The sequence below is a fragment of the Corallococcus llansteffanensis genome, assembly GCF_003612055.1.
GTDB lineage: Bacteria > Myxococcota > Myxococcia > Myxococcales > Myxococcaceae > Corallococcus > Corallococcus llansteffanensis.
Window position 1 is genome coordinate 1 of sequence record NZ_RAWB01000271.1, and the last position, 13,207, is coordinate 13,207.

A 13,207-nucleotide genomic window follows, 5' to 3' on the forward strand; every position below is an offset into this window, starting at 1 on the left:
GGGCGGGGGTGACGGATTTCCGAGGATCATCCCCCCTCGTCGGGGCGGTCTCCCCGGGGGAGGAAGCCGTACTTCTCCAGCTTGTAGTACAGCGCGGAGGTCTTGATGCCCAGCAGTCGGGCGGTCTCCGTCTTCACGCCGCCGGCCTTCTCATACGCGCGGGCGATGAGCTGGCGCTCCAGGTCCTCCAGGATGTCCGGCAGGGGGCGGTCGCCCTGGGGCACTGGCAGCCCGGAGTCCATGCGGGGCGTCTGGCCGGACAGGTGCGGGGGCAGGTCCGCGGGGGTGAGCGTGTCGCCCTCGGCGAAGACGAGCGACTGCTCCATCACGTTCTCCAATTCGCGCACGTTGCCAGGCCACGCGTGGCGGGTGAGCGCGTGGAGCGTGGCGTCCGCGATGCCGGTGACGCGCCGGTTCACCCGGGGCGCGTGCTTGGCGACGAAGTGGCGCGCGAGCGCGGTGATGTCCTCGGGCCGCTCGCGCAGGGGCGGCAGGGTGAGCGGGACGATGTGCAGCCGGTAGTAGAGGTCCTCGCGGAAGCGGCCCGCCTTCACCTCCGCCTGGAGGTCGCGGTGGGTGGCGCTCACCACGCGCACGTCCACCTTGAGCGTCTCCTCTCCGCCCACGCGCTGCAGCTCCTTCTCCTGGAGCACGCGCAAGAGCTTCGTCTGCACGGAGGCGGGAATCTCTCCAATCTCGTCGAGGAAGAGGGTGCCGCCGTCGGCCAGCTCGAAGCGGCCCAGCTTGCGCTTCACCGCGCCGGTGAAGGAGCCCCGCTCGTGGCCGAACAGCTCGCTCTCCAGCAGCGTCTCCGCCAGGGCCGCGCAGTGCACCACGACGAAGGGGCCGCTCCTGCGCGGGGACTGCTGGTGGAGCATGCGGGCGACCAGCTCCTTGCCGGTGCCGCTCTCGCCGCGCACGAGCACGGTGGCGTCACTGGCGGCCACCTTGCGCACCTGCGCGAGCAGCTTCTGCATGGGCTCGCTGTCGCCCACGATGTCGCGGTGGGTGAGGGCGGCGTCGGCGTCATGCGCGTCGGTGCGGGCGGTGAGGCGCTCCACCTGACGGCGCGTGGCGGACAGCTCCAGGCCCTTGTCCACCTTGGCGCGCAGCACCTCCGGCGGGAAGGGCTTGGTGATGAAGTCGTAGGCGCCCTCCTGCATGGCCTGCACGGCGGTCTCGATGGTGCCGAAGGCCGTCACCACCATCACCACCGCGCCCGCGTCCAATTGCTTGAGGGCGCGCGTGACGGCGATGCCGTCCATGCCGTCCATCTTCAGATCCGTGACGACCAGGTCGAAGGGGCCCTTCTTGTACGCGGCAAGCCCATCCGCCCCGCTCTTCACCGCGGACACGGTGTGGCCGGAGCGGGTGAGGGTGACGGTCATGCCCTCGCGGAGGGTGTCGTGGTCGTCGATGACGAGGATGCGAGCCATGGCCTGCTTACCTGCAAGGGGCCTGCCGGATGGAGGGGGACAGCGGCGGCGCGCTCCGGCAGGAGGGCGCGCCCGGGAAGCAGCACCCTACACCGGACCGGGACGGCCGCACGGTCCGGCGCCGTGAAAGCGCTGGTGTCCCATGCGCGGCGTGTGGCTACCCTGGCGCATGGCCGATGCTCCTGCCCACCTCGTTGAACTGCTCGCGCGCCACGTTCCCCAGGACGACAGGGAGCGCGAGGACCTGGCGCGCATGCGCCACTGCGCCACGTCGCTCACAGAGCCCTTCTCCCGCGCGCAGGAGCAGGCGCACTTCACCGGCAGCGCGGTGGTGGTGGACCCCTCGGGGGAGCGCGTGGCGATGTTGCACCACGCGAAGCTGAAGCGCTGGTTGCAGCCGGGCGGGCACGCGGAGGTGGGGGACGGCGGGAGCATGGAGGCCACCGCGCTGCGCGAGGCCCGCGAGGAGACCGGGTGCCGCGTGCACCTGCACCCCACCGCGCCGCGCCCGCTGGACGTGGACGTGCACACCATCCCCGCGCGCAAGGACGAGCCCGAGCACTGTCACCTGGACGTGCGCTACCTCGTGGTGGCCGAGGACCCCGACGCGCTCGCGCACGACCCCGCGGAGTCGTTCGGCATCCAGTGGCTGGGCTGGGACGAAGCGCTGGCGCGCGCGGATGAGGCCCCCCTGCGGCGCATGCTGGCCAAGGCCCGCGCGGCCCTGGGGCATGGGGTTTGAGGGGCGGAAGTCCAGTGCCCGGACGTGCCGGGTCGAAACGCCTTCGCCGACATTGCCTCCAGAGCCCCAGGAGGATTTGAAACACAACGGCGTCTCAAACTCCGAGCATGCCTTGGGGGCTGATGGTTGAAGCACGGCCACCCCGGCAGCGTGGAGGTGCTTGGGCGGGTGAGGGAGGCCATGTCGGCCTGTCACCCGCCTCGAGCTGGAGTACGCCCCATGTCGTCTCCCGCCGGAAGCAGCCGTGTCGCCGTATCGGAAGTCGTTCCCAGGGCCCCTCTTGGAGAGGAGGCCGTGTTCCGGCGCTACCTGCCGGCCGCGCTGAAACACACGCCGCATCCGCAGTGGATGGAGACGATGCTGGAGTCACTCCGGCCGGAGTGGCAGGCGGCATGCTGGCCGACGTTGTTCGTGGAGACCGCCGCGGGCCGGCACCCGCCCCTGCGCGCGTGGCAGCGCTTCCTGGCGGACTGCTTCCCCATCGTCGACCACTTCCCCAAGTACATGGGGCTGTCGCTGGCGAAGACGACGTACGGCGTGCGGCCGGGCGACGCGAGCATCCGCCGCTGGCTGTTGCAGAACCTGGGCGTGGAGGCCCGCCACGCCGAGTGGTGGATTGACTGGATGCAGGCGGCGGGCGTCGACCCGCAGCGGACCTTCCGGGCGCCGCTGACGCCCGAAATCCAGGCGCTGCATCAGCACCTGCTGGAGATGTGCCGCCAGGGCTCGCTGGCGGAGGGCGTGGCCGCGTGCAACTGGGCCATCGAGGGGGTCACCGGCGTCTGGACGCGGGGCGTGGTGGAGGCCTTCAACGACTACGCGCAGGACGGCGTGCGCATGGACACGTACTCGACGCGCTGGCTCCGGGCGCATGCCCGCTACGACGACGCGCATCCCGACGAGGCGCTGGAGGTCATCAAGCTCTGCGTGGACGCGGCGACGGATGAGCCCGCGCGCGTGGCGGCCGCGGCACGCAAGTCCCTGGTGCTGCTGGCGCGCGTGTTCGAGTCCTGCACCGAGGTGTGAAGTCGAATCCCGTGTGGTGAGCGGAAGTGGAAGTGCCACGCCATGGCGTGGGGACGACCGAAGTCGTTTCGAGCAGGGGGGGACGTATGCAGACCGATGAGACGAAGGGCATCCGGGAGTTTGCCTGGCGTGGGATGTGGTTGTTCCTGCGGTGGGTGCTGCCTCCTTCCATCCTCTGCGCCTACCTCATCGCGATGGCGATGGGGCTGTCGAGCCAGGAGGGCCTGCGCGTCACGGCCACCGTCCTGCCGCCCATCGTGCTGGTGTTCGGGCTGCTCCACCCCTACGTGTCCCTGCGGTGGCTCGCGGGCTGGGCGCTTCGGAGCCGGCCCGGGGATGGCCCCGGCGACCGGCTGCACCGCATCCTGCAACTGCCCTGGCGCTCCATGCTCTACACCACCGCCGCGGCGTGGACGCTCGGCGGGTTCTTCTTCAGCCTCCCGGTGTGTCTGTGGTTCGACAAGGATTGGTTCCGGCTGGGATTGGGCACCCTCATCGCCTTCTGTTTCGGCGTGGTGGTGGCGTTCCCGTTCGGCCTGGGGCTGGAGCGGCTGGCGTTGCCCTGGGCGCTGCGTGAGCAGGACGCGCATCCGGAGGTGAGCCCCGCGGGCTCCGGGCTCTTCTGGCCCCGGCAGACGTGGTTCCTGCCGCTCACGTTCCTGGCCACCATCTTCGCCACGTTGATGCTGAGCGGGTGCGTGGTGGTGGTGAAGCTCCTGGGGGTGCGCAACCTCCTGAAGGCGGCGCTGCTGGAGGACGGCGCGATGCGGTCCGCGGCGCGGCTGGACGACGTGGGCAGCTCGCTGTTCGTGGAGCTGGCCTTCGCGCTGCCCTGGGTGGGCGCGCTGGTGTTCATACTGCCGGCCTTCACCACCTGGATGCTCGCGCGGCGACAGGTGACGAGCACGGGCGCGGTGCACGGGGCCCTCTCCGGACTGGCCTCGGGGCGGATCCGTTCGCCGCGCTGGGTGTCCACGGATGAGATGGGCGACCTGGCGTCGGGGCTCAACGGGGCGCTCACCCGGCTGCGGCAGATCCCCCGGATGCTCCAGGTGTCCGCCCAGCGACTGGGGATGGCGGGCACGGAGCTGCGCGTGTCGAACGACGAGCAGCAGCAGGGGCTCACCCGCCAGTCGGCGGCGCTGCACGAGACGCAGGTGACGTCGGAAGAGCTGCGGCGCGCCTCCCGCGTCGCCGCGGACTCCGCGGAGGAGGTGCTGCACGTGGCCCGGCGCGCGGAGGTGCTGGGGAGGCAGGGGGAGGCCGCGGTGGTGCAGAGCCTGGAGGGGCTGACGTCCATCCGGGAGGTGGTGTCCGGTGTCCAGGAGCGGCTGGAGCGACTGGAGGAGCGCACGGCGCGGATCGGGGAGATCATCGGGGCCGTGAAGGACCTCGCGGGCCAGACCCACGTGCTCGCGGTCAACGCGGCCATCGAGGCGGCGCGCGCGGGCGAGGTCGGCCGGGGCTTCGCGGTGGTGGCCCGGGAGATGCGCGGGCTGGCGGACCAGTCCGTCCAGGCCACGCAGCGCATCCGCGACATCCTCACGGACATCAGTGAGGGCATCCGCGACGCGGCCACCATGAGCGAGCGGGGAGGCCGTCAGGTGACCGCGGGGCTGGACCAGATGCGCGCCTCCGGTGAGTCCCTGCGCGCGCTGTCCCAGAGCTCCCAGGAGAGCTCCAATGCGGCGCGCCGCATCGCCAACGCGGTGACGCAGCAGAACGCCGCCTTCGCGCAGATCGCCACCGCCATCACGGACCTATCGCAGCTCATGGACGGCACCCTGCGCCAGCTGGCGTCCACGCAGGAGGCCACGCGCACGCTGCAGCTCGTCTCCGGGGAGGTGGGGCAGATGGCGCTCCAGCTCGACGCCGACGAGGCCGCGCCCCTGCCCGTCAGCGACGCGCTTGCGGCGTCTGCCCCGAAGCGGCCGGGAGACATGGCAGCGTGAGCGTGAAGACGGTGTCGCCCGGCGTGGAGCGCAGGGCGAGCTCACCGCCATGGGCGCGGACGATCTTCCGCGCGAGCGGCAGGCCCAGGCCGGTGCCCTGCTCGCGGGTGGTGAAGAAGGGCTCGAAGATGCGCTCGCGCTCGGATTCGGGGACGCCGGGGCCGCTGTCCTGGACGTCGATGGCGTAGGCGCCGTCGCGGGGCTGGCCGCGGACGCGCACGCGGCTGCCGGGGGGCGCGGCCTGCACGGCGTTCTTCACCAGGTTCACGAGCGCGGCGGTGAGCAGGCTGCCGTCCGCCTCCAGGTGCGCGGGCGCGGCGTCCACGTCCAGCGTCACGCCCCTGGCGCTGGCCTCCATGGAGAGCAGCTCGCACGCGCTGGAGACGAGGTCGGGGGCCTCCATGGGGGAGCGTGCCAGCGGCTGTTCGCGGGCGAAGGCGAGGAAGTCCTCCACGATGCGCTGGAGGTACGTCACTTCGCGCTGGATGCGGTCCACGTGGCTGCCCGCGTCCGCGTGGGCGCCCGCGCGCAGATCCTCCTGGAGCAGGCCGGAGAAGAGGGCGATGCCGCCCAGCGGGTTTCGCACCTCGTGGGCCACGCCCGCGAGCATGAGCTTGAGCTGGCGGTCGCGGCTCTCCAGCGCGCCGCGCATGACCTCCAGCTCGCGCGCGAGCACGCCAATCTCCCGGGTGGGCTCCGGAGGCACGGGCGTCGTGAGGTCTCCCCGGCCGATTCGCAGCGCCGAGTCCATCAGCCGCCGCAGCGGCCGGGCCAGTCCCCGCGCGGTGAGCACGGCGATGAGCGCGAGCGCGACGAGCGCCACGCCGCTGGCCATGACGAAGGTGCGCCACAGCCGCCGCAGCGGGCCGAAGAAGGCCGCGCTGCCCTCCACGCCGATGGCGCCCACCACCTGGCCGTCCTGGACCACGGGCGCGTAGCCCGTCTTGTAGAGCAGCCCGTCGGAGCCGGTGAAGAGCACCTGGCTGGCGGCGCGCTTGCCGGCGAGGACGCGGGTCAGCTCCAGCCGGTCGCGCGCGAGCTCCGGCACCTCGGCGCCCACGGGCAGGTTGCCGCCCACGTCGGTGCGCACGCGGCCCTTCGCGTCCACCGCGTACACGCGGCGCACGCCGCTGGCGGTGCGCACGCCGTCCAGCAGTCGCACGAGGTTGCGCCAGGTGCGGGTGCCGGACACGTCGTCGCCGGGCTCGATGGTGAGCATGCGCTCGCCGCTGACCTGGCTGGCGGTGGCGGCGGCGAGCGCGGACAGGCTCGCGCCCAGCTCGTCCTCCAGGCTCGCGCGGGCGAGCGCGTACACGGAGGCCCCCGCCAGCGCGAGGAAGAGCAGGGTGGGCAGGAGGAACGCCAGCAGCAGCCGTGCCGACAGCGAGCCCAGCGCGTCCCGCAGGCGGGAGGAATGGGGGCGATGCTTCATCCGGGCGGCGCTCCTCGGCCCGCATCAAACGGCATGCCCCGGGCCCTGGCCAGTCCTCGTTCCCGTGAGGCCGCTGGAGGCGCGGTGGTGGCGGATGCCCGCGGCGTGGCCCGGACTTCGGCGCGAAGCCGTGCGGCAGGCGCGCTTCGGGCGTGAGGGGACCCGCGTGCGAGGACCCCGGGCGTCACCCGTGCGGAGTGAACGAAGGCCAGGGGACGCGAGCACTTCGGGAACCCGCGAGGCCCGGCGTTGTCCGTACACCCGGGGTCGTTCCGGACGCCCGTGGATCGACGTGGAACGTGTCGCCGCGCGCGTCAGGAAGGGGCTCGCGGAGCACGTCGGTACCGCTGGGTCGCTGGGAGCGCCGCGGAGGCACGACATGGGGGTGTGGCGTCTGGTTGGAAGTGGAAGCTTGATGCTGGCGCTCGTGGCGTGCACCACGCCGGGCTCTGGTGCCCTGCCGGTGGGGCACTATGGCTACACGCGCTACCACAGCGCTTCGCCGCCCCGGTTCACCCCGGCCCCGAGGGACTCCGCGGGCGCGGGCGGCACGGTGGGCGGTGAGGTGCTGGGGCGCTACCTCGCGTTCATCCAGGAGAAGCGGGCGGCGCTGAAGAAGCCCGCCGTGACGGAGGCGGAGCGTCAGGCGGGCCATGCGGCGCTGAACGAGCTGTTCATCTGGGCCATCGCGCGCACCGAGGAGCAGCTCGAAGAGGACGCGCCGCTGGAGGTGTATCTGCGGCTGAAGGCCCAGCATGCGCAGCGGCAGCATGAGGACGGGGTGCGCTCGACGCGGGGGGAGGCGAAGCTGGAGGAGTACCACCGCTGGGCGGATGCGCACACCCAGGCCCTGGCCGAGTCGCACTTCCGCAGGCTGGGACAGGACGGGCTGCTCACCGAGAGCGCGCTGTACGAAGAGACGCAGCGGGCACTGGTGGAAGCGGTGCTCGACTGGGCCTATTCGCACACGCAGGACCCGGACTTCACGCGCAAGAGCCCGAGTGAGGTGGCGCTCTACCTGCTGGCGCGCAACAGCCTGTTGGCCTCGGCGGTAGAGGCGGGCCGCAACGCGCCCCCGACGTGGGACCCGAGTCCCGAGCCTCCCGGCATTCCGCCCGAGGAACTGGTGCTGGAGATTGCCGTGGGCCTGCTGCCCGTCGCGGGGGAAGTGGCGGATGTGAAGGGCGTGGTGCTGGGGCAGAGCCTTCTGGGGCATCCGTTGTCGGACGGGGAGCGGCTGTTGTGCGCGGTGAGCGTGGCGCTGCCGGTGGTGTCGGGGCGCCTGCTGACGGAGGGCGCGCAGGGCGTGGAGCGCGCGGCGCTCCTGACGGGTCGAAGCCTGCGCGAGGTGCAGGTGCTCCAGCGGGTGGTGCAGCACCTGTCGCCGCAAGAGGCGCAGGAGATCCGCCGGGTGCTGCGAGCGGCGGGTCGCGGCGACGTGGTGACGGCGGACGACGTGGCGAAGCTGCAAGCCGTGGCGAAGCGGCTGGAGGCCCCGCTGGCGGAGGCGGGCCGCGCGTTGGGACAGGGCCAGCGCGTGGCCCTGGTGGGCTCACGGGCGACGGCGGAGGGCGCGCGGCTGGTGCCGGGCAGCGCGGAGCACCTGGCGCAGGCCTGGGTGGACTACCAGTTCCGCCACCCGGGCAAGTACAGCCGCTTCCAGTACGCGGTGGATCCGGAGTGGGAGCGGCTCTACCAGACGGTCATCAAGAACAAGGGCGCGGGCAGCGAGTTCGAGCAGGCCGTGCTCAAGAGCCAGGGCTACCCGAAGAACACGAGCCTCCTGTTGCCTCCGCCGGGGAGCAAGGCGCAGGGGTTCGTTCCGGATGCCGTGACGGGGCGCCCTGGCGATCTCGTCTGGGGCAGTCCCTACGACTTCGTCGAGGTAAAGGGCCGCGCGGAGATGTCGCTCACGGGCAACCTGAAGGCCATGATGGATTACGTGAACGAATACGGTGGATCCATCGAGCTCTGGCTTCGTTCCTCCAAGCACCCAGCGGGTGCGACACGCCTCTCCAAGCAGTTGCGCGAACGACTGGACGTGCTCGGGCAGGCAGGACGCGCCAATATCCGCTTCTTCCCTTGAGGTCAGGTCATGGCTTTGCGCTCATTGAAGACAAGGTTCTCCCTGCCTCCCGGTGCTCCTCGGACGAGCACCATCCGCGAGCTGGCTCAGCGGTTCTTCTTGGAAGGCCGCTGGTTCCAACCCGTGCGCTACGGAGGCTTCAACATGGCGGAACGGTTGGAGCCCGGGCCCTTCAACCCGGATGTCCTCGCGGACTACTACGAAGAGTTCAAGAACTTCACCATCGGAGCCAAGACCGATCGGGACTTCCTCCAACTTACGGCAGTGCGCAACAGCAGGTACCCCTACGCCGCCGGTGCCCTCACCTGGGTGACGTCCATCGTGGAGGCGAAGAAGCCCGGCTGGCGCGACGCCCACCTGCGGCAGGTCGTCGAACTCATGCACCTGCTGGGCTCGCCCCTTGCCCAGTCCGGACCCGATGAGGACTTCGAGCGCAAGAACTGGCGGACGGTGCCGAGTGAAGACGGCGTTGGCTCCAGGCGCGTCTTCAACGTGCGCGACTACAGCGAAGGCCTTGAAGGCCTCTTCTGGCGCAACATCTTCGGCGCCCCCTTCGTGAAGCTCTTCGGCTCCCGCCTGGACGCCATTCCCGCCGGACAGCGACAGGCCCTGGACGGTGGGCTCGTGCTCGTCCAGCCCTACGAATTGCCCACCCAGGCCATGACCCCCGAAGGGGACGCCGCCGAGGCCCGGCTCATCACCACGCTGGGCCCCGAGTCCTTCTTCGACCTGCCAACCCTCACCCGACCCACGCGCGTGCCGGACCTGTCCTTGCTGTCCCCTGCGTCCTGAGCCGTCAGTCGAACATCGCGGCCAGCGCCTCGCTCAGCGTCTCCACGCCCACCACCTGGAGCTTCGTCCCCTCCAGGCGCCGCGCGCTGCCGGCGGGCATCACCACCCGCCGGAAGCCCATCTTCTCCGCCTCCGCGAGCCTCGGCTCCATCTGCCCCACCGCGCGCACCTCGCCCGCGAGTCCTACTTCGCCCAGCACCAGCGTCTTCGGATCCAACGGCCGGTTCTGCAGGCTGCTCACCAGCGCCGCGCACACCGCCAGGTCGCACGCCGGTTCGCTCAACTGCATGCCGCCCGCCACGTTGACGAACAGGTCGCAGCCCACCAGTGGGATCTCCTCCTTCTTCTCCAGCACCGCCGCCAGCAGCGCCACCCGGTTGCCGTCCACGCCAATCGCAGTGCGCCGCGCGGTGCCGTAGCCCGTGGGCGCCACCAGCGCCTGCACCTCCACCAGCAGGGGACGCGTGCCGTTGAGCGTGCTCGTCACCACGCTGCCGGACTTGCCCTGGGGCCGCTCGGAGAGGAACAGCGCGGACGGGTCCGCCACCTCCATCAGCCCGGAGCCCTTCATCTCGAAGACGCCAATCTCGTTGGTGCTGCCGAAGCGGTTCTTGTGCGCCCGCAGCAGCCGGAACGGGTGGCCCCGCTCGCCCTCGAAGTAGAGGACCGTGTCCACCATGTGCTCCAGCACCCGGGGACCCGCGATGGAGCCCTCCTTCGTCACGTGCCCCACCAGGAACGTGGGCACCCCGCTGCGCTTGGCGAACGCCATCAGCCGGCCCGCAACCTCGCGCACCTGCGTGATGCTGCCCGGCGCGTTGCCCAGCTCCGGCAGGTACATGGTCTGGATGGAGTCCACCACCAGCGCCTGGGGCTTCAACGCCTCCGCCGCCGTGAGCACCCGCTCCGCGTCCGTCTCCGCGAACAGGTGGATGTTGGCGCTCTCCACCTTCAGGCGCTCGGCGCGCATCTTCGTCTGCCGCAGGCTCTCTTCACCCGACACGTAGAGCACCGGCCCGTGCCGCGCCAGCTTGTCCAGCGCCGCCAGCAGCAGCGTGGACTTGCCGATGCCCGGGTCTCCGCCCAGCAGCACCAGCGATCCGCCCACCACGCCGCCGCCCAGGACGCGGTCGAACTCGACGATGCCCGTGCGCCGGCGCACCTCCGTCTCCCCCGTCACGTCCTGGAGCTTCACCGGACGGGAGGCGCCGCCCGACGCGCCCCACGCCGGGCGCTTGTCGTCCACCTTCGCCTCGGCCTCCTCCAAGAGGGAGCTCCAGGCCCCGCAGTCCGGACACTTCCCGAGCCACTTCGCCGTCTGGTAGCCGCAGGCCTGACAGGTGTAGTGCGTCTTCGCCTTCGCCATGGGTTGAGGTGTCTAGCCCAGACCCCTGACGTTTCCTCGCCCCGCGTGAAGCCAAGGAAGGAGGGCAGGCAAGCAGGCTGTCATGGATCAGGTAGCGGGTTGCCCCACAGGGAGGGGCATCCCAGTTTCTGGTCCACGGGCGTCGCACAGAGCGGGCCCCCCACACAGGGAGGTTGTCATGGGGATTATCGCGTTTCTGGTGATTGGTCTGGTTGCGGGTCTCATTGCGCGCGCCATCATGCCGGGCAATCAGTCGATGGGGCTCATCGCCACCACGCTGCTCGGCATCGCCGGTTCGTTCGTGGGTGGTTTCGTCGGTTCGCTGTTCTCGCGTGACGGTCGCATGTTCGACCTGCATCCCACGGGTCTGCTCTTCTCGGTCCTGGGCGCACTGGTCGTGTTGTTCCTCGTGGGCCTCGCCGGCCGCGGTCGCCGCGTCCACGTCTAGCCACGCGGGGCTTCCCTCCGATAAGGCGGGAAACAACAGGGGGGCGTCCGTCACGCACGGACGTCCCTTCTGTCTTTGCGGGCTCCCGCAGGGGCTCGTCGTAGGCTCCGGGTCGGCCCTCGTCAACCCCCTGACGCTCGGGCGTTGACAATGGGCTTTCGGCCACGCAGCGTCGGGCCCCTGACGCCCCTGCTGAGGAGCCGAACCCGCATGTCCGACACCGCCGAGTCCTTCCACGGCCACGCCCACCACGCCGCCCCCGCCCCGGAAGGGGTGACGGTGCGGCACGACTGGTCGCTCGCGGAGGTGCGCGCGCTCTACCAGTTGCCGCTGCTGGATCTCGTGCACAAGGCGCAGACGGTGCACCGGCAGGTGTTCGTGGAGAACAAGGTGCAGCTGTGTTCGCTGCTCTCGATCAAGACGGGCGGGTGCCCGGAGGACTGCGCCTACTGCCCGCAGGCGGCGCGCTACAAGACGGGCGTCAAGGCGGAGAAGCTGATGGCGGTGCCGGAAGTCCTGGCCGCCGCCACCCAGGCCCGGCAGGCGGGGGCCACGCGCTTCTGCATGGGCGCCGCGTGGCGCGAGGTGAAGGACGGTCCGCAGTTCGACAGCGTGCTGGAGATGGTGCGCGGCGTCCGGGCCCTGGGCATGGAGGCGTGCGCCACGCTCGGCATGCTCTCCGCCAGCCAGGCGAAGCGCCTGCGCGAGGCGGGCCTGTCCGCGTACAACCACAACCTGGACACGTCGCCGGAGCACTACGGCGACATCATCTCCACCCGGACCTTCGATGACCGGCTGCGCACGCTGGACCGGGTGCGCGACGCGGGCATCTCCGTGTGCTGCGGCGGCATCATCGGCATGGGCGAGTCCGTGGATGATCGCTGCAACCTGCTGCGCACGCTGGCCAACCAGGAGGTCCACCCGGAGTCGGTGCCCATCAACGCGCTCGTCCCGGTGGAGGGCACGCCGCTCGCCGAGCAGCACCGCGTGGAGACGGTGGACATGGTGCGCACCATCGCCACCGCCCGCCTGCTGATGCCCCAGGCCATGGTGCGCCTGTCCGCGGGCCGCATGCAGATGAACGAGGAGGCGCAGCTGCTCTGCATGCTCGCGGGCGCCAACTCGCTCTTCTTCGGGGAGAAGCTGCTCACCACCGGCAACCCCGAGTACACCCAGGACATGGCGCTGCTGGAGAAGGCGGGCATCCGCCCCCTGGAGCCCCGGCAGGACCGGTGAGGCCCGCCGCTCCGGTCGCGGACGGCTGGGCGCGCGAGGACCTGGAGGCCCTGTCCGCGAAGGGCCTGCGCCGCGTGCTGGAGCCGCTCGATTCGCCCCAGGGCGCGGAGGTCCGCCTGGGTGACGAGCGGCTCGTCAACTTCTCCTCCAACGACTACCTGGGCCTCGCGGCATCGCCCGCCGTGCGCGCCGCGGTCCTGGCTTCGCTGGAGCGCTACGGCGTGGGCTCCGGCGCCAGCCGCCTCGTGGTGGGGGACATGGTGCCGCACCAGCGGCTGGAGGCGCGGCTCGCCCGCTTCGAGCGCGCGGAGGCAGTGCGCCTCTTCAACTCCGGCTACGCGGCCAACACCGGCATCCTCCCCGCGCTGGTGGGCCCCGGCGACGCCGTCTTCTCCGACGCCCTCAACCACGCCTCGCTGGTGGACGGCTGCCGGTTGTCGCGCGCGCGCGTCGTCGTCTATCCGCACGCGGATGCCGCCGCCCTCGCCCGAGCGCTGGCGGACACGCCCGCCCAGCGCAAGCTGGTCGTCACCGACAGCGTCTTCTCCATGGACGGAGACGTGGCGCCGCTCGCCGAGCAGCACCGCGTGGAGACGGTGGACATGGTGCGCACCATCGCCACCGCCCGCCTGCTGATGCCCCAGGCCATGGTGCGCCTGTCCGCGGGCCGCATGCAGATGAACGAGGAGGC

The 13,207-nt window shown here is 71.3% G+C and carries 10 protein-coding genes and 2 pseudogenes; 9 read left to right on the forward strand and 3 right to left on the reverse strand.

Annotated features, from left to right (window positions below; all coding sequences use genetic code 11):
- Positions 1 to 26: 26 nt before the first annotated feature.
- Entirely contained in the window at positions 27 to 1,436 is a 1,410-nt protein-coding gene (locus tag D7V93_RS23880; RefSeq protein ID WP_120645606.1) for a sigma-54-dependent transcriptional regulator, read from the reverse strand.
- Between the two features lie 169 nt (positions 1,437 to 1,605).
- Here D7V93_RS23880 and D7V93_RS23885 point away from each other — a divergent pair, with 169 nt between their 5' ends.
- The 3 genes from D7V93_RS23885 to D7V93_RS23895 all read left to right on the forward strand — a co-directional run bounded on the left by D7V93_RS23885 (position 1,606) and on the right by D7V93_RS23895 (position 5,156).
- Positions 1,606 to 2,178: an NUDIX hydrolase gene (locus D7V93_RS23885; RefSeq protein WP_208723127.1), complete on the forward strand. Its 573-nt coding sequence runs from the start codon at positions 1,606 to 1,608 to the stop codon at positions 2,176 to 2,178.
- Positions 2,179 to 2,472: 294 nt separating this feature from the next.
- Positions 2,473 to 3,204 (forward strand): iron-containing redox enzyme family protein, encoded by a 732-nt coding sequence (locus D7V93_RS23890; RefSeq protein WP_244237473.1) that lies wholly within the window; start codon positions 2,473 to 2,475, stop codon positions 3,202 to 3,204.
- A gap of 86 nt (positions 3,205 to 3,290) precedes the next feature.
- The gene (locus D7V93_RS23895) at positions 3,291 to 5,156 is read left to right on the forward strand and encodes a methyl-accepting chemotaxis protein (RefSeq protein WP_120645609.1); all 1,866 of its coding nucleotides are present in this window, start codon (positions 3,291 to 3,293) and stop codon (positions 5,154 to 5,156) included.
- On the opposite strand, the gene D7V93_RS23900 is transcribed toward D7V93_RS23895, so the two are convergent.
- A complete protein-coding gene (locus tag D7V93_RS23900; RefSeq protein WP_120645610.1) occupies positions 5,101 to 6,588 on the reverse strand; it encodes a sensor histidine kinase in 1,488 nt (495 codons plus the stop codon). The genes D7V93_RS23895 and D7V93_RS23900 overlap by 56 nt on opposite strands.
- Positions 6,589 to 7,003: 415 nt before the next feature.
- On the opposite strand from D7V93_RS23900, the gene D7V93_RS23905 reads away from it, so the two are divergent.
- Together D7V93_RS23905 and D7V93_RS23910 are read left to right on the forward strand one after the other, a co-directional pair.
- Positions 7,004 to 8,674 (forward strand): hypothetical protein, encoded by a 1,671-nt coding sequence (locus D7V93_RS23905; RefSeq protein ID WP_120645611.1) that lies wholly within the window; start codon positions 7,004 to 7,006, stop codon positions 8,672 to 8,674.
- A 9-nt stretch (positions 8,675 to 8,683) separates the two neighbouring features.
- Positions 8,684 to 9,466: a hypothetical protein gene (locus D7V93_RS23910; RefSeq protein WP_147451294.1), complete on the forward strand. Its 783-nt coding sequence runs from the start codon at positions 8,684 to 8,686 to the stop codon at positions 9,464 to 9,466.
- A gap of 4 nt (positions 9,467 to 9,470) precedes the next feature.
- Here the strand turns inward: D7V93_RS23910 and radA are convergent, their stop codons facing one another.
- Complete coding sequence (gene radA, locus D7V93_RS23915) at positions 9,471 to 10,832, reverse strand: DNA repair protein RadA (protein WP_120645613.1); 1,362 nt, start codon at positions 10,830 to 10,832, stop codon at positions 9,471 to 9,473.
- A gap of 178 nt (positions 10,833 to 11,010) precedes the next feature.
- Here radA and D7V93_RS23920 point away from each other — a divergent pair, with 178 nt between their 5' ends.
- From D7V93_RS23920 to D7V93_RS47610, 4 genes and pseudogenes are all read left to right on the forward strand, one after another.
- A complete protein-coding gene (locus tag D7V93_RS23920; protein ID WP_120528245.1) occupies positions 11,011 to 11,280 on the forward strand; it encodes a GlsB/YeaQ/YmgE family stress response membrane protein in 270 nt (89 codons plus the stop codon).
- Between the two features lie 210 nt (positions 11,281 to 11,490).
- A complete protein-coding gene (gene bioB, locus D7V93_RS23925) occupies positions 11,491 to 12,516 on the forward strand; it encodes a biotin synthase BioB (protein WP_120645614.1) in 1,026 nt (341 codons plus the stop codon).
- Positions 12,517 to 12,698: 182 nt separating this feature from the next.
- Positions 12,699 to 13,043 (forward strand): annotated as a pseudogene (locus D7V93_RS47605) (aminotransferase class I/II-fold pyridoxal phosphate-dependent enzyme); the annotation flags it as partial.
- Positions 13,044 to 13,079: 36 nt separating this feature from the next.
- Positions 13,080 to 13,207: pseudogene (locus D7V93_RS47610) on the forward strand (biotin synthase BioB); the annotation flags it as partial.